A 16,357-nucleotide genomic window follows, 5' to 3' on the forward strand; every position below is an offset into this window, starting at 1 on the left:
GCAGTCCCCGCCCGTGCGTCACCCTGTCCCCGTGACCCTCTCCGAGCCCACCACCGGCCCCCTCGGCGCGCGTCGTGACGCGCCCGGGGACGGCGGACCCGCGGACCCCGCGAGCCCGGTCCGGCAGTGGCGCCGCGCGACCCTGGCCGCCCTCGCCGACGACCCGCGGCGGCAGCCGCCGGTCGTCGACGGGTACGCGGTGGGCGCGCTCCTGGGCGCCGGTGGGTCCAGCGTCGTGTGGTCCGGGACCGGCGTCGACGGCGTGGAGCGCGCCCTGAAGGTCCTCGCACCCCACACCGACACCGACCTGCTCGCCGAACTGTCGGTGCTGCGCCGGGTGCGTCACCCGCGAGTGGTTGCCGTGCAGGACATCTCGACGACCTCCGACGGCCGGCCCGTCCTCGTCCTCGACCTCGTCCCCGGCGGGTCGCTGGCCGGGCTGCTCACCCGCCGCCGGCGGTTGTCGGCCGGTGAGGTCTCCGGGCTGCTCGCCGTGCTGGGGCCCGCTCTGGAGGACCTGCACGCCGCCGGGGTCGTCCACGGCGACATCGCCCCCGGCAACGTCCTGCTCGACGCCCGGGGCGAACCCGTGCTGGCCGACCTCGGGGTCGCCCGGGCCCTGGGACGCCGCCACGGCAGCGTCCTGGGCACCCCCGGCTTCGCCGACCCCGCGGCCGTGGCCGGGGAGGGCGTGGGCGCCGCCTCCGACGTCTACGGCCTCGCGGCGCTGGCCTGGTACGCCCTCACGGGTGAACCTCCCGCCCCCGGCGGGGCGCTCGCCGCGCGGGCCGCACGGCGTCGCGCGCTCGCGGACCTGCCGCCCGGCAACGGCGCCCCGGTGCTCGAGGCGCTGCGCGAGGGGCTGCACCGCAAGCCGTCCCGGCGCCCGACCCCGGGGGAGCTGGCGAGCGCGGTGGCCGCCGCCGCCCGGCCCCGGCCCGTGCGGGGGCTCACGGCTCCCGCGGCCGGTGCGGTCCCCGCTGCGCCCGTGCCGGCGCCTCCGCGGGTCACGCAGCTGGTGGCGGCCCCGGCGGTCGGTCCGGAGGTGGACCCGGCGCCGGTTCGGACCTCGCACCCTCGCCCGGCGTCGGCTCGCGGATCGGCTCGTGCCTCGACCCGCAGCGACGCGCGTCGCGTCGCACGACCGCAGCGGGGGCGTCCGTCGCGCCGCCTGGTGGTGGCCGGGACCCTGCCCGTGGTGGCCGCGGTCGCCGTCGTCCTGCTCTGGCGCACCGGGGCGTTCGAGGGCCCGGCCCCCGCTCCGTCGACCGCTGCCGCCGGCGCGACGCTCGCACCGCGCGCGGCGGCTCCGGTCCCCGCCGAACCCGCCCCCGACGAACCCGCCACCGCCGAGCCGGTCGCAGCCGAGCCCGTCACCGAGCCCGTCACCGAGCCCGTCACGGAGGTGACGGGGTCGGACGTCCTGCGCGGCGACGACGCCGGGGCGGTCGTCGCCGAGCTCGCCGACCGGCGGGCCCGGGCGCTGTCCTCCGGACAGACCACGGGCCTCGACCTCGTCGACGTCGCCGGCTCACCGGCGCGCACCACGGACGAGCAGCTCCTCGCCGAGCTGACGGCGGGCGGCGCGACGGTCGAGGCCCTCGGGTTCGACGTGCGGGCCGTGCGCGAGGTCGACCGCGCGGCGGACCGGTGGGTGCTGCAGGCCGACGTCACCACCGGTGAGCACGTCGTCGTGTCCGCCTCCGGGACGCGGCGGACGGTCCCGGCGGGCCGGCCGCGCACGTCCACGCTGACCCTGCAGCGCGTCGCGGGGGAGTGGCGGGTCAGCGACGTCGGCTGACCCGCACCCGTCTCAGGCCCGGGCGAGCCAGCCGGTGACCGCCGCGACGTCGGGGTGCCGGAACTCGAAGCCGTTGTCCTGCAGCACCTGCGGGACGACGCGCTGGCTGGCCAGCGTCTGCCCGGCGAACTCGCCGAGGGCCAGGCGCAGGGCGAAGGCGGGCGCGGGCAGCACCGTCGGGCGGTGCAGCGCGGCCCCCAGCGCCGCGGTGACGGCCAGGTTCGTCGCCGGTTCGGGGCAGACGAGGTTGACCGGGCCGGAGACGTCGTGCGTCAGCAGGAACTCCAGGGCGGCCAGCTCGTCGGGCATGGAGATGGGGCTCCACCACTGCGTCCCGCTGCCCAGCGGACCGCCCAGGCCGAGGCGGACGAGCGTCAGCAGCTGCCCGAACGCGCCGCCGACGGGGTTGGCCAGCAGACCCGTGCGGGCCAGGGCGACCCGGAGGCCGGCGTCCGTGGCCGGGGCCGTGGCCCCCTCCCACTCCTGCACCACGTGGGCCAGGAAGTCGCCGCCGCGGGGGGAGTCCTCGGTCAGGACGGCCGACCCGCCGTCGCCGTAGGCCCCGATGGCCGAGGCGTTGACCAGCACCTGCGGCTGCTCGGCCAGGGCGAGCAGCGCGCGCACGAGGGTCGAGGTCGACTCGGTGCGCGAGCGCAGGATCGTCTCCTTGTACTGCGCGGTCCACCGCTTGTCGCCCACGCCGGCGCCGGACAGGTTCACCGCGCCCTGGACGCCGGTCAGCCGGCGCGGGTCGAGGCGCCCGGCGGAGGGGTCCCACTGCACCTCGTGCGGCTCGCGCTCGGCGTGCCGGACCAGGGTGAGGACCTCGTGCCCGCCGTTGCGCAGGTGGGCGACGAGGTGACGGCCGATGAGGCCGCTGGCCCCGCTGACGACGATGCGCACGAGCTGACTCCCGATCGACGGAGGGTGTGAACGGGACAGCCCCGCCCTCACGAGGAGGGGCGGGGCTGCCCGGGGTGCTGCGGTGGGTCAGAGCCCGAGGTCGCCCTCGAACTCGCCGGCCTCGATGCGCTTCTTCACGGTCTGCAGGAAGCGGGCCGCGTCGGCACCGTCCACGATCTGGTGGTCGTAGGACAGCGCCAGGTACATCATCGAGCGGATGGCGATGGTCTCCTGGCCGTCGGCGTCGGTGAGGACGACGGGCCGCTTGACGATCGCGCCCGTGCCGAGGATGGCGACCTGGGGGGCGTTGAGGATCGGGGTGTCGAACAGGGCCCCGATGCTGCCGGTGTTGGTGATGGTGAACGTCCCGCCGGACAGGTCGTCCGGGGTGATCTTGCTGGCGCGGGTGCGGGCCGCCAGGTCGGCGATCTTGCGGGCCAGGCCCCCGAGGTTCAGGTCGCCCGCGTCCTTGATCACCGGGGTGATGAGGCCCTTGGGGGTGTCGACGGCCATCGAGATGTTCTCGCTGCCGTGGTAGACGATGTTCTCGCCGTCGATGCTGGCGTTGAGCGAGGGGTGCTGCTTGAGCGCCTCGACCGTGGCCTTGACGAAGAACGGCAGGAACGTGAGCTTGGCGCCCTCGGTGGCGGCGAAGGAGTCCTTGGCCCGCGCCCGCAGGCGGGCGACCTTGGTGACGTCGACCTCGATGACCGTCGTCAGCTGGGCCGAGTTCTGCAGGGACTCCTTCATGCGCTGGGCGATGACCTTGCGCAGGCGCGACATCTTCTCGGTGGTGCCGCGCTTGGCGGAGACCTCCACCGCCGGTGCGCTCTTCGCGGCCGGGGCCGCGGGAGCCGTGCTCGGGGCGGGAGCGGCGGCGGCCGCGGCGGCCTTCGCCTTGTCCGCCGCCTCCTGGACGTCCTGCTTGCGGATGCGACCCCCGACACCGGTGCCGGTGAGCGAGCCGAGGTCCACGCCGAGGTCCTTGGCGAGCTTGCGCACCAGCGGGGTCACGTAGGTACTGCCCCCCGTGGGCTGCGGCGCCTCGGCCGGGGCCGGGGCCGACGGCGCGGCGGGAGCAGCAGTGGCCGGGGTGGCCGGGGCGGCGGCCTGGGCCGGGGCGGCGGCGGGTTCGGCGCTCGGGGCGCTCGAGGGCTGGGTCGCGGCCTCGGCCTGCGACTGGGCCTCCTCCTGGACCTTCACCTCGTCGGCCAGCGTCTCCTCCTGCTGCGGGGCAGCGGGTGCCGCGGCGGGTGCGGACTGGGCGGAGGCGTCACCGATGCGGGCCAGGTCGGCGCCCACCTCGGCGGTCTCGTCCTCGCCGACCAGGATCTCCAGCAGCGTGCCCGCGACGGGGGAGGGGATCTCGGTGTCGACCTTGTCGGTCGAGACCTCCAGCAGCGGTTCGTCCACGTCGACGCTGTCGCCGACGCTCTTGAGCCAGCGGGTGACGGTGCCCTCGGTGACGGACTCGCCGAGCGCCGGCATCTTGACGGCTTCGCCCCCGCCGGAGCTGGGGGCCGCGGCCGCGGCGGGCGGCTGCTCGGGGTCGGGTTCCTGCGCCGACTCCGGAGCGGCCTGCGCGTCCTGCGTCGAGGGCGGGGTGGGTGCCTCTGCCTCCTGCGCCGGGGCGGCGGGGGCGTCCCCGCCGCCCCGGCCCTGCTCGGACTCCTCGCCGATGCGGGCCAGGTCCGCGCCCACCTCGGCAGTCTCGTCCTCGGGGACCAGGATCTCCAGCAGGACACCGGCGACCGGGGAGGGGATCTCGGTGTCGACCTTGTCGGTGGACACCTCCAGCAGGGGCTCGTCCACGGCGACGGTGTCGCCGACCTGCTTCAGCCACCGCGTGACGGTGCCCTCGGTCACGCTCTCGCCGAGAGCGGGCATCTGCACCGAGTTCGACATCTCTTCGGTTCTCCTCACGGACGTTCTCCGGCGCCCGTGGACGCCGCGGGTTCAGGGGTTCGGGGACGGCTAGGAGTGCGAGTGCAGCGGCTTGCCGGCCAGCGCCAGGAACGCCTCGCCGACGGCCTCGTTCTGCGTCGGGTGCGTGTGGACCAGGGCGGCCACGTCCTCGGGGTAGGCCTCCCAGTTCACGATGAGCTGCGCCTCGCCGACCTGCTCGCTCATGCGCGAACCGATCATGTGCACGCCCACGACGGGGCCGTCCTTCTGCCGCACCAGCTTCACGAAACCGGTGGTGCCCAGGATCTGGCTCTTGCCGTTGCCGCCCAGGTTGTACTCGACGACCTCGACGTCGCCGTGCACCTCGCGCGCCTTGGCCTCGGTCAGCCCCACGGAGGCGATCTCGGGCTCGCAGTACGTGACCTTCGGGATGCCCAGCTCGTCGACCGGCGTGGGGTCGAGCCCGGCGATCTCCTCGGCGACGAAGATGCCCTGCGCGAAGCCGCGGTGGGCCAGCTGCAGGCCGGGGACGATGTCGCCGACGGCGTAGACGCCCGGGACGCTCGTCTGCAGGCGCTCGTTCGTCAGGACGAACCCGCGGTCGGTCGTGACGCCCTGCTCCTCGTAGCCCAGGCCCGCGGTGTTCGGCCCGCGGCCGACGGCGACCAGCAGCAGGTCGGCCTCGAAGGTCTTGCCGTCCTCGAGGGTGACGACGACGCCGTCGTCGTCCTGCTCCACGCCCTTGAAGCGGACGCCCAGGGAGAAGGCGATGCCGCGCTTGCGGAAGGCCCGCTCGAGCGCCTTGCTGACGGCCTCGTCCTCCAGCGGCGCGAGGTGCGGCAGGGCCTCGACGATCGTGACCTCGGCCCCGAAGGAGCGCCACACGCTGGCGAACTCGACGCCGATCACCCCGCCGCCGAGGACGACGACCTTCTTCGGCACCGAGTCGAGCTGCAGGGCCTGCTCGCTCGTGATGACGCGGCCGCCGATCTCCAGGCCGGGCAGGCTGCGGGAGTAGGACCCCGAGGCCAGCACGACGCTCTTGCCGGTGTACCGGACGCCGTCGACCTCGACGGCGTTCTTCGCGACGAGCTTGCCGGTGCCGGCGACCAGCTCCACCTTGCGGGACTTCACGAGGCCCTGCAGGCCCTTGTACAGGCGGGCGATGATGCCGTCCTTGTACTTGTTGACACCCGCCATGTCGACCGAGTCGAAGCTGGCGCGCACGCCGAACGCCTCCGACTCCCTGGCCGTGTCCGCGACCTCGGCCGCGTGCAGCAGGGCCTTGGTGGGGATGCAGCCGCGGTGCAGGCAGGTCCCTCCCAGCTCACCCTTCTCCACGAGGGCCACCGAGAGGCCCAGCTCGGCGGCGCGCAGGGCGGCTGCGTAGCCCCCACTGCCTCCCCCGAGGATGACGACGTCGTACTCCTGCCCGGCGGCACCTGCCACGAAATGCTCCTGAAGTCGGCTGTGCTGGCGACTGCTCCTTCGCGATCCTCTCACCACCGCGACCGGGCGCTTCGTCAGGGGGTGTTCGCGCCGCGCGAGCGCGGCGCCTGCCGTGCCCGGGCGCCGCGACGGGCCCGCAACGCCGCGACGGCACCTCTCCCGGGTGGGGAGAGGTGCCGTCGCGTCGGGGGGCGTTCGCGGTGCGGGGTGCTGACGGGGGAGGGGGGAGCCGGTCAGCGCTCCTTCTCGGCGGTGCCGGACTCCTTGCGTGCGACCGTGGACTCCTTGCGCGCGACGGTCGATTCCTTGCGGGCGATCGTGGACTCCTTGCGCAGGACGGTGGACTCCTTGCGGGCGATCGTGGACTCCTTGCGCTGCACGGTGGATTCCTTGCGCAGGACCGTCGATTCCTTGCGCAGGACCGTCGATTCCTTGCGGGCGACCGTGGACTCCTTGCGCGCGACGGTCGATTCCTTGCGCGCGACGGTCGATTCCTTGCGCGCGACCGTGGACTCCTTGCGCGCGGTCGTGGCGGCGCTGCTCGCCGTGGACGAGGTGAGGACGAGGGCCGGCGCGTTCCCGCTGACCGTGGCGGACGCCGACGCCGCGGAGGCCGCGCCCAGGCCACCGCCGGCGATCACGGCGGCCGCGGTGAGGGACAGGGCGGCACGACGGGCGATGCGCGAGACGGTGTTCGAACGCGTGGACATGTTGCCTCCGTGACGAGTGCCCCGGTGCACACCGGGAGCCTTTTCTGGAACCGAACCGGTCGGAAGTGACGCCCCCGAACAAGGTCGTCACGGTGAGCATATACATGGTTGCTCAGGGTGTACGAGTCCAGAACGAGGACGATCACCCGAACGGCGGATCGATCGACGATTGATCGGAAAAGCCAGGAATGAACGACCTGTGAGGCAACGGGTCCCGTTCCGAGAACGTTACCGGAAGATCATCGGGAAAGGGAGACGCGAGTGGACCGGTGAGGTGGCCCTCCGTCCGAGGGCCACCCGTGCGGTCAGCGCGCGGCGTGGTCCTCGGCGAGCGCCACCAGCGTCCGGACCGCCACACCCGTGCCCCCGCGGTGCGTGTAGCCCCACGGCTCCCCGGTGACGAAGGCGGGACCGGCGATGTCGAGGTGCGCCCACGGGATCGGGGCACCGGAGGGGCCCGACCCGACGAACTCGCGCAGGAAGACGGCCGCCACGAGCATGCCGCCGGCCCGGTCCCCGATGTTCGCCAGGTCCGCGACGGGCGAGTCCAGGGTCGCGCGCAGCTCGTCGGGCAACGGCATGGGCCAGAACGACTCCCCGGCGCGCTCGGCCGCCGCCAGCACCGCGGCGCGGAAGTCGTCGTCGTTGCCCATGACCCCCGAGACGCGGTTGCCGAGGGCCACGACCTGCGCCCCCGTCAGCGTCGCGACGTCGACGACGGCGTCGGGCTGCTCGGCCGAGGCGGCCACCAGGGCGTCGCCCAGCACCAGCCGCCCCTCGGCGTCTGTGTTGAGCACCTCCACCGTCGTCCCCCCGAACATCGTCAGGACGTCGGAGGGGCGGATCGCGGTGCCCGAGGGCATGTTCTCGGCGACGGCGAGCCAGCCCGTCACCTTCACCGGCAGACCCAGCTCGGCCACGGCGCGCACGGCCGCGAGGACGGCGGCGGCGCCGGACATGTCGCTCTTCATGGTCTCCATGCCCGCCGCGGGCTTGATCGACAGACCGCCGGAGTCGAACGTGATGCCCTTGCCGACGAAGGCGAGGTGGCCCTTGGCCCGCGCCGGGGCGTGCTCGACCACGACGAGGCGCGGGGGGCGGGAGGACCCCTGCCCGACGCCGAGGATCCCGCCGTAGCCGCCCGCGGCCAGCGCGTCCTCGTCCAGGACCCGCACGGTGAGCGTGGTCTCCGCCGCGGCGCGCACGGCCGCGGCGGCCAGGTCGGCCGGGGCCAGGTCCGCCGGTGCGGTGTTCACGAGGTCGCGGGCCGAGGCGACGGCCGCCGCGACGACGCCGGCGCGCTCGACCGCCGCGCGCAGCGCCTTGTCCCGCGGCTTGTCGACGAGCAGCGTCACCTCGGCGACGGGCTCGCGCGTCGCGGCCCGGTAGCGGGTGAAGGCGTAGGCGCCGAGCGCGGCGCCCTCGGCCAGCGCGGCCGCCGTGGAGGCGTCCGGCACGGGGAACCCCAGGGCCACCCGCCGCTGACCGCTCAGCGCGCGCACCGCCGCCCCGGCGCCGCGGCGCAGCGTCTCGTGGTCGGGGTCGGACCCGACCCCCGCCAGCGCCACGAACGAGGTGCCCAGGCCGGCGATGCCCGGGACCAGGTGCACCTGACCGGCGGCACCCGTCGCGCCGAGGGAGACGGCCGCCTCGACGAGCGCGCTGCGCGTCGCCCGGGGCAGGTCCTCACCCCCCAGCAGGACCGGAGCGGTGGACCGGCCGGCCGGGGCGGGGGTCAGCCCCAGCACCAGGGCGTCCACGGACACGCTCTTGACGGACTTGCTGCTGAGGAGGAGACGCGGCACCCGGGCACCTTAACGTGACCCCGTGGAGGCCAGCAGGAGCAGCGACACCGGAACCGTGGTCCGCGGGGTCAGCGCGCAGGACGTCCCCGCGCTGCGGGAGATCTGCCGGGTCACCGGGGACTCCGGGGGTGACGCCAGTGCGCTCACCGCGTTCCCCGACCTGCTCGGCGACGTCTACGCCGCGCCGTACGCCCACCACGAGGCCGCCTTCGGGTCCGTCGTCGTGGACGAGGGCGGACCCGCCGGGTACGTCCTCGGCTGCCTCGACACCGCCGCCTTCGAGCGCTGGCGGGAAGAGCACTGGTGGCCGGGTCTGCGCCGCCAGCTGCCGGCCGCCGAGGAGTTCGCGGGCCGGTTCGACGAGTGGCTCCTGAGGATCGTCCACACCGGCGTGGCGCCCGAACCCGTGTGGTCCACCCACCCCTCGCACCTGCACATCGACCTGCTGCCCCGGGTGCAGGGCCGCGGGATCGGCCGCCGGCTCATCGAGCGGGTCTGCGCGCAGCTGGCGGCGGCGGGTTCACCGGGGGTGCACCTGGGCGTCTCGGCCCGCAACCCCGGTGCGGTGGAGTTCTACCGCCGCAACGGGTTCGTCGAACTGTCCCGGACCGCCGCGGCTCACACGTTCGGGCGGGAGCTGTCCTCGACCGGGTCTCCCTCGGACGCCCCCTGAGCACTCGGCTCCGAGGCCGGCTCCGGCTCCGGTTCGGGCTCCGGTTCGGGCTCCGGCTCCGGCAGGGGCGGGAGGTCGGCCTCGTCCGCCGCGGCCAGCGCCTGCGCCGCGCGCAGGACGCCCAGCGCCGTCAGCGCCCCCGTGCCGCCCCCGCGGCCGGCGCCGAGGTCCAGCACCGGCGTCATCTTCATCCGGTCCGCGGCCAGCGCCTGCGCCGGCTCGGCGCTCGCGGCCGCGACCTGCCACCACTTCTCCACCCCCGGCACGCCGCGCGAGGCGAGCAGGGCCGCGGCCACCCCCACCACGCCGTCCAGCAGCACCGGCGTGCGGCGGGCGGCGGCGCGCAGCAGGAAACCCACCGCGGCGGCGACGTCCGCGCTGCCGACCGCGCCCAGCACCGCCGTCGGGCGCGTCGCGAGCTTGCGGGCCCGGCGGACGGCGTCGCGGATCGCGGCGGTCTTGCGCATCCACGCGTCGTCGTCGATCCCGCTGCCGCGGCCCACCACGTCCACGGCCCCCTTGCGCAGGCAGGCCGCGACCAGCGTGGCGGCCACGGTGGTCGCGCCCGCCCCGAGGTCACCCAGCAGCAGCAGGTCCACGCCCGCGTCGACCGCCGCGTCGGCCACGGCCGCCCCGGCGCGCACGGCCCGGTCGACCTCCTCCTCGGTCAGGGCGTCCTCGACCGCGATGTCGCCCGAGGGCCGCACCGCGTCGGTCACGACGGCGGCCGGGACGTCCACCGGACCCTCGGCCCCCCAGTCGACGCCCAGGGCGTGCACCTGCACCGGGACCCCGACCTGCGCGGCGAGCGCCGCGTACGGGCCGCGGCCGGCGCTCAGGTCCCGCACGGCCCGCGCCGTCCAGCCCGGCTCCAGCCGCGAGATGCCGCGGGCCGCGATCCCGTGGTCGCCGGCGAACACGACGAGCCGCACCCGTTCCAGCGGGGCCGCGACGTCGCGGTCCTGGGTGCCGGCCAGCCAGCGCGCCAGCTCGTCGGCCCGCGAGGGGGCCAGCAACGGGGCCAGGCGGCGCGGTCGGGCCGCGGAGGTGTGCGGCGAGTACAGCCCTTCGGCGATCTCGCGCAGGTTCAACGGCCGCGGGCCGTCGGTCATCGGGACTCCTCGGGAGGTCGGTGTCGTCCCCGCATGCTCCCACCCGTGGGCGCTCCCGGACGTCGTGCGGGCGGGTGGCGCGCACTTGTGGACGTCCTGCGGGCCCGCCTACCGTGGCGCCACCCGGGTCCCACGCAGGGGCCCGGCGGGGAGGTCTGCAGGTGGCTGGGGAGCTGACGCGCGCCCGGGAGGACTGGCTGGCCTCCACGGCCGGGGGGGCCGTCGGCACCCCGCTGCCGGGAGCGCGCGAGCTGGTCTCCTCCTCGTGGTGGCGCGCCCGCACGACCGGGCTGGACCCCGACCGGGTGCTGCCCCCCGTCCTGGCCGACCCCGGCGACGTGCGCACCCGCCGCGAGGCCCACCCGCTGGCCGCGGTGCTGCCCACCGCCCGGCGACTGCTGCTGGCCGAACCCCTCGGCGTCCCCGTCCTCATGGCCGTCAGCGACGCCGACGGCACCCTGCTGTGGGTCGAGGGCGACGCGGACCTGCGCCGGGCCGCCGAGCGGATGGCCTTCACCGAGGGCGCCCGCTGGAGCGAGGACGTCGTCGGGACCAACGCCCCCGGCACCGCCCTGGCGCTCGGGCGTCCGGTGCGGGTGCGCTCGGCCGAGCACTACGCCACCGCCGTCGCCGGCTGGAGCTGCTCGGCGGCCCCCGTGCGCGACCCGCTCACCGGCGAGGTCCTCGGCGTCCTGGACCTGACCGGGGGTGACGACCTCGGGCGCGAACGCGCGCTGGAGTTCGTCCGCGCCGCCGTGGGCGCCGTGGAGGCCGAGCTGCGCGTGGTGGCCCTGCGCCGCCGGCTCGCCCCGGCCGCGCCGGGACCGACCACCCCGAGGCTGACCGTCCTGGGCCCGGCCCCGGCCCTCGAGGTCAGCGGGGTCGCGCGTCCGCTGTCGTTGCGGCACAGCGAGATCCTCCTGCTGCTGAGCAAGGGACCCGAAGGGGGGCAGTCCGCCGCCCAGCTCGCGGCCGACCTCGACGACCGCCACCTGGCGCCCGTCTCCGTGCGCGCCGAGGTGCACCGGCTGCGCGCGGTGCTGGCCGAGCGCACCCACGGGGCGCTCGACCTGTCCGCGGCGCCCTACCGCCTCCTGGGCACCCTGCGCTGCGACGTCCTGGAGCTGCGCGACGCCGTCCGGGACGGGCGCGTGCGCGAGGCCGTGCGCGCCGTCACGGGCGCCGTGCTGCCCGGTTCCGACGCCCCCGGGGTCCGGGAGCTGCGCGAGGAGCTGCTGCTGGAGCTGCGCGCCTGCGTCCTGGAGGGCGACGACGACCAGGCCCTGCTGGAGTTCTCACGCACGCCCGCCGCGCGCGACGACGTCGTCGTCGCCCGCGACCTCCTGGCCCGCCTGGCCCCCGGCGACCCCGGCCGCGCCGAGGCCGTCGCCCGCTGGCAACGGCTGCGGGGCTGAGGGCGGGACCGCCGGTCGGTCGGGGGGTTCGAGGCGGGTGCAACGCAGGTGCAACGCACCGGCGCGCACCCTGGGGCCACGGCGACGGAGCAGTCGCCGGTTCCTCACCGTGGAGGTCCCCCATGACGGTCTACGAGGCACCAGGACGCCCCGGCAGCCTGGTCGAGTACAAGAGCCGCTACGACCACTACATCGGCGGCGAGTGGGTCGCCCCCGCCGAGGGGCAGTACTTCGAGAACCCCAGCCCCGTCAACGGCCAGACGTTCACCGAGGTCGCCCGCGGCACCGCCGCCGACATCGAGCGCGCCCTCGACGCCGCGCACGCCGCCGCCCCCGCCTGGGGCCGCACCTCCGTGGCCGACCGGGCGCTCGTGCTCAACCGCATCGCCGACCGCGTCGAGGCCAACCTCGAGAAGCTCGCGGTCGCCGAGACGTGGGACAACGGCAAACCCGTCCGCGAGTGCCTGGCGGCCGACCTGCCCCTGGTCGTCGACCACCTGCGCTACTTCGCCGGCGTCGTCCGCGCCCAGGAGGGCGGGATCTCCCAGATCGACGACGACACCGTCGCCTACCACTTCCACGAACCGCTCGGCGTCGTCGGGCAGATCATCCCGTGGAACTTCCCGCTGCTCATGGCGATCTGGAAGCTGGCCCCGGCGCTCGCGGCCGGCAACGCCGTCGTCCTCAAACCCGCCGAGCAGACGCCGGCCTCGATCGTGCTGCTGATGGACCTCATCGGCGACCTGCTGCCGCCGGGGGTCGTCAACGTCGTCAACGGGTTCGGGGCCGAAGCAGGCAAACCGCTGGCCAGCAACCCGCGCATCCGCAAGATCGCGTTCACGGGGGAGACCACCACGGGCCGGCTGATCATGCAGTACGCCAGCCAGAACCTCATCCCCGTCACGCTCGAGCTCGGCGGCAAGAGCCCGAACATCTTCTTCGACGACGTCGCCCGGGCCCACGACGAGTTCTACGACAAGGCGCTCGAGGGTTTCACGATGTTCGCCCTCAACCAGGGCGAGGTCTGCACCTGCCCCTCGCGCGCGCTCATCCAGACCGGGATCTACGACACGTTCCTCGCGGACGCCTTGCAGCGCACCGAGGCCGTGAAGCAGGGCAACCCGCTGGACACCGAGACGATGATCGGGGCGCAGGCCAGCAACGACCAGCTCGAGAAGATCTTGTCCTACATCGACATCGGCCAGAAGGAGGGCGCCAAGCTGCTCACCGGTGGTGAGCGCGCCGACCTCGGCGGTGAGCTGTCGGGCGGGTACTACGTCACGCCGACGGTGTTCGAGGGGGACAACTCGATGCGCATCTTCCAGGAGGAGATCTTCGGTCCCGTCGTCTCCGTCGCCCGCTTCGACGACCCCGACGACGCCCTGAAGATCGCCAACGACACGCTGTACGGCCTCGGGGCCGGGGTGTGGTCGCGCGACATCCACCTCGCGTACCGGATGGGCCGCGGGATCCAGGCGGGCCGGGTCTGGACGAACAACTACCACGCCTACCCGGCGCACGCGGCGTTCGGCGGGTACAAGAGCTCGGGCATCGGCCGGGAGAACCACCGGATGATGCTCGACCACTACCAGCAGACGAAGAACCTCCTCGTCAGCTACGCCACGTCCAAGCTCGGGTTCTTCTGAGGTGCCCGTCGGTCTGACCCCGGAGGCCGCGGAGGAGCTCCGCAGCCTCCGGGCCCGGCACGGGGACCTGATGTTCCACCAGTCCGGGGGGTGCTGCGACGGCAGTTCCCCGATGTGCTTCCCGGACGGGGACTTCATCGTCTCCGAGGCCGACGAGTTCCTGGGGAACCTCGACGTCCCGACCCGGGAGGGGGCCGAGGGGTTCACGGTGGGGGTGTGGATGTCCAAGGAGCAGTACCGCCTGTGGGCGCACACCGAGCTCACCATCGACCTCGTGCCCGGCCGGGGGGCGGGGTTCTCGCTGGAGGCGCCCGACGGAGTCCGGTTCATCGTGCGCTCGGAGGTCTGCCGTGCGTGAGCGGCGGGTCCGCCGGGGTCACCTGCGCGGGGTCGCTACGGTGCGCGGGTGACTGACACCACCTTCGCCCTCGTCGGCTACGGCGGGGGAGCCCGCTTCTTCCACGCACCGGTCATCGAGGGGGCAGTGGGCGCCCGGCTCGGGTTCGTCGTCACGACGAACCCCGAACGCGCCGCGCAGGCCCGGGCCGAGCACGAGGGCGTCACCGTGGTGGCGTCCCTGGCTGAGGCCGTGGCCGGCGGCGCGCAGGCCGTGGCGATCTCGACGCCGCTGGCGACCCACACCGCCCTGACCGAGGAGGCGATCGGGCTGGGGGTCGCCGTGGTGTGCGACAAGCCCTTCGCGGCCGACGCCGCGACGGCCCGGGACACCGTGCGCCGGGCCGAGGCCGCGGGGGTCCTGCTCTCGCCGTACCAGAACCGGCGCTGGGACTCGGACCTGCTGACGGTGCGGCGCCTGCTGGCCGACGGCGAGCTCGGGGACGTGGTGCGCTTCGAGTCGGCGTTCGAGCGGTGGGCCCCCGGGGACCCGCCCGCGGCCGGCGGGGGTCTGCTGCGCGACTTCGGCGCGCACCTCGTCGACCAGGTGCTGCACCTGTTCGGGCCCGTGCGGACCGTGGCCGCCCAGACGCGCGGCGGGGCCGGGGCCGAGCACGACCTGCGGGTCCAGCTCGAGCACGTCGGCGGCGTGCGCAGCGAGCTGTCCGGGTCGTGGAAGCAGCCCGTCCCGGCGCCGCGGTTCCGGGTGAGCGGCACGCGGGGCACGTTCGTCCTGGACTCCCCGATGGACGTCCAGGAGGAGACGCTGCTCGCCGGGCGGACGCCGACGTCGGAGGGTGCGGCCTGGGGGGCCGAACCGCCGAGCCGGTGGGGCACCCTCGCGGTCGGTGGGGGTGGGGTGCACCGCGTCCCGTCGGAGCAGGGCCGCTGGCCCGACTTCTACACCGCCTTCGCGGCCGCCGTGCGCGGTGAGGGTCCGGTGCCGGTGGACCCGTGGGACGCCGTCGCCACCTGCACCGTGGTCGACGCGGCCCTGGCCTCGGCGGAGAGCGGGGCTACGGTTCGTCTCACTGAGTGAGACGGACGTCTCGCTCGTTGGATGTCTCACAGGTGGGGCGTAGGATCTGCGTCACACCCGGAGCGACGACGGTGACCCCGGTGCGCGCCACCGGGTGTCGCCCGCCCGGCCAGGCCGACCCCTGGGGCGGATCCACCACCGCCGTCCCCGAAGGTCATCCGAAGCAATGGGCCCCACCACCTCGCCGACCCAGGCGCCGGCGCCGACGAACCCTGCCAGCAGGGTCGCGGCCGCCAGCCTCATCGGCACCACCATCGAGTTCTACGACTTCTACGTCTACGCGACCGCCGCCGTGCTCGTGTTCCCGACGCTGTTCTTCCCCTCGGGCAACGCCACGGCCGCCACCCTCGCCTCGCTCGCGACCTTCGCCATCGCGTTCGTCGCCCGCCCCGTCGGCTCGGTGTTCTTCGGGCACTTCGGCGACCGCATCGGCCGCAAGACGACCCTCGTGGCGGCCCTGCTCGTCATGGGGATCTCCACCGTCCTCATCGGCGTCCTGCCCACCCACGCCTCCGCCGGCAACCTCGCGCCCGTCCTGCTGTGCGTGCTGCGCTTCGGGCAGGGTTTCGGCCTCGGCGGGGAGTGGGGCGGTGCGGCGCTGCTGGCCACCGAGAACGCCCCCGCCCACCGGCGGGCCCTGTACGGCATGTTCCCCCAGCTGGGCGCGCCGATCGGGTTCGTCATCGCCAACACCCTGTTCATCGTGCTGTCGACGACCATGAGCGACGACGCCTTCCTGTCCTGGGGCTGGCGGATCCCGTTCCTGCTCAGCGCGGTCCTGGTCGTCCTCGGGCTGTGGATCCGGCTCAGCCTGGCCGAGACGCCGATCTTCGCCAAGGCCCTCGCCGAGAAGAAGCAGGTCCGCGTCCCGGTCGCCGAGACGTTCCGCACCAGCGGCAAGATCGTCGTGCTGGGCGCGTTCTCCGTCATGCTGACGTACACGCTCTTCTACCTGACGACGACCTGGTCGCTCAGCTACGGCACCAAGGCGCTGGCCTACCCGCGCCAGCAGTTCCTGCTCATGCTGTGCGTCGCCGTCCTGTTCATGGCCGCCGCGACGCCGCTGTCGGGCTGGCTGTCCGACCGCGTCGGGCGCCGGCCCGTGCTGGCCACCGCGATGGTCGGCGGGGCTGTCGTCGGGCTGCTCACCGGGCCGCTGCTCGGTTCCGGCAGCACCGCGCTCGTCATGCTCTGGCTGTGCGCCGGGTTGTTCTTCATGGGCCTGGTGTTCGGGCCCATCGGCGCCTACCTGCCCGAGCTGTTCCCGACGAACGTCCGCTACACGGGCGCCTCGCTGGCCTTCAACTCCGGGTCGATCCTGGGGGCCTCGCTCGCGCCCTACACCGCCGTCAAGCTCGCGGCGGCGCACGACGTCAGCTGGGTCGGGTACTACCTGGCCGGGACCGCCGTCGTGAGCCTGATCGCGCTGGCCCTGCTGCGCGAGACCCGGACGTCGTCCATCGGCTGAGCCCGGTTAGGGTGCAGGGCGTGACCGGTGGTGGA

General features: G+C 74.7%; 13 protein-coding genes. 7 read left to right on the forward strand and 6 right to left on the reverse strand.

The window, feature by feature from the left end; genetic code table 11:
- Positions 1-31 precede the first annotated feature (31 nt).
- Positions 32-1,801, forward strand: coding sequence for a serine/threonine-protein kinase (locus CLV37_RS06320; RefSeq protein WP_170127080.1), 1,770 nt, complete (start codon positions 32-34; stop codon positions 1,799-1,801).
- Positions 1,802-1,813: 12 nt separating this feature from the next.
- Here the strand turns inward: CLV37_RS06320 and CLV37_RS06325 are convergent, their stop codons facing one another.
- The 5 genes from CLV37_RS06325 to CLV37_RS06345 form a co-directional block, all read right to left on the reverse strand.
- Positions 1,814-2,704, reverse strand: a complete 891-nt coding sequence (locus tag CLV37_RS06325; protein WP_106208222.1) for a TIGR01777 family oxidoreductase — start codon at positions 2,702-2,704, stop codon at positions 1,814-1,816.
- Positions 2,705-2,791: 87 nt separating this feature from the next.
- The gene (sucB, locus tag CLV37_RS06330; protein ID WP_106208225.1) at positions 2,792-4,609 is read right to left on the reverse strand and encodes a 2-oxoglutarate dehydrogenase, E2 component, dihydrolipoamide succinyltransferase; all 1,818 of its coding nucleotides are present in this window, start codon (positions 4,607-4,609) and stop codon (positions 2,792-2,794) included.
- Positions 4,610-4,678: 69 nt separating this feature from the next.
- Positions 4,679-6,058 carry a dihydrolipoyl dehydrogenase gene (gene lpdA, locus CLV37_RS06335; protein WP_170127081.1) on the reverse strand — a complete coding sequence of 460 codons (1,380 nt, stop codon included), beginning with the start codon at positions 6,056-6,058 and terminating at the stop codon, positions 4,679-4,681.
- A gap of 233 nt (positions 6,059-6,291) precedes the next feature.
- A complete protein-coding gene (locus CLV37_RS06340) occupies positions 6,292-6,768 on the reverse strand; it encodes a hypothetical protein (RefSeq protein ID WP_106208228.1) in 477 nt (158 codons plus the stop codon).
- 305 nt (positions 6,769-7,073) lie between these two features.
- Positions 7,074-8,573 (reverse strand): leucyl aminopeptidase, encoded by a 1,500-nt coding sequence (locus CLV37_RS06345; protein WP_106208230.1) that lies wholly within the window; start codon positions 8,571-8,573, stop codon positions 7,074-7,076.
- 22 nt (positions 8,574-8,595) lie between these two features.
- Here CLV37_RS06345 and CLV37_RS06350 point away from each other — a divergent pair, with 22 nt between their 5' ends.
- A complete protein-coding gene (locus CLV37_RS06350) occupies positions 8,596-9,246 on the forward strand; it encodes a GNAT family N-acetyltransferase (RefSeq protein ID WP_211298433.1) in 651 nt (216 codons plus the stop codon).
- On the opposite strand, the gene CLV37_RS06355 is transcribed toward CLV37_RS06350, so the two are convergent.
- A complete protein-coding gene (locus CLV37_RS06355; protein WP_106208233.1) occupies positions 9,192-10,358 on the reverse strand; it encodes a nicotinate-nucleotide--dimethylbenzimidazole phosphoribosyltransferase in 1,167 nt (388 codons plus the stop codon). The two genes, CLV37_RS06350 and CLV37_RS06355, sit on opposite strands and share 55 nt — an antisense overlap.
- Before the next feature lie 161 nt (positions 10,359-10,519).
- On the opposite strand from CLV37_RS06355, the gene CLV37_RS06360 reads away from it, so the two are divergent.
- The 5 genes from CLV37_RS06360 to CLV37_RS06380 all read left to right on the forward strand — a co-directional run bounded on the left by CLV37_RS06360 (position 10,520) and on the right by CLV37_RS06380 (position 16,322).
- Positions 10,520-11,773: a GAF domain-containing protein gene (locus CLV37_RS06360; protein ID WP_106208235.1), complete on the forward strand. Its 1,254-nt coding sequence runs from the start codon at positions 10,520-10,522 to the stop codon at positions 11,771-11,773.
- 122 nt (positions 11,774-11,895) lie between these two features.
- Complete coding sequence (adh, locus tag CLV37_RS06365; RefSeq protein ID WP_106208238.1) at positions 11,896-13,419, forward strand: aldehyde dehydrogenase; 1,524 nt, start codon at positions 11,896-11,898, stop codon at positions 13,417-13,419.
- 1 nt (position 13,420) lies between these two features.
- The gene (locus CLV37_RS06370) at positions 13,421-13,777 is read left to right on the forward strand and encodes a DUF779 domain-containing protein (protein WP_106208241.1); all 357 of its coding nucleotides are present in this window, start codon (positions 13,421-13,423) and stop codon (positions 13,775-13,777) included.
- A gap of 48 nt (positions 13,778-13,825) precedes the next feature.
- The gene (locus tag CLV37_RS06375; protein WP_106208243.1) at positions 13,826-14,854 is read left to right on the forward strand and encodes a Gfo/Idh/MocA family protein; all 1,029 of its coding nucleotides are present in this window, start codon (positions 13,826-13,828) and stop codon (positions 14,852-14,854) included.
- A 166-nt stretch (positions 14,855-15,020) separates the two neighbouring features.
- Positions 15,021-16,322, forward strand: coding sequence for an MFS transporter (locus CLV37_RS06380; RefSeq protein WP_106208246.1), 1,302 nt, complete (start codon positions 15,021-15,023; stop codon positions 16,320-16,322).
- The last annotated feature ends 35 nt before the right edge of the window (positions 16,323-16,357 follow it).

This window comes from Kineococcus rhizosphaerae (assembly GCF_003002055.1).
In the GTDB taxonomy this organism is placed as follows: Bacteria; Actinomycetota; Actinomycetes; order Actinomycetales; family Kineococcaceae; genus Kineococcus; species Kineococcus rhizosphaerae.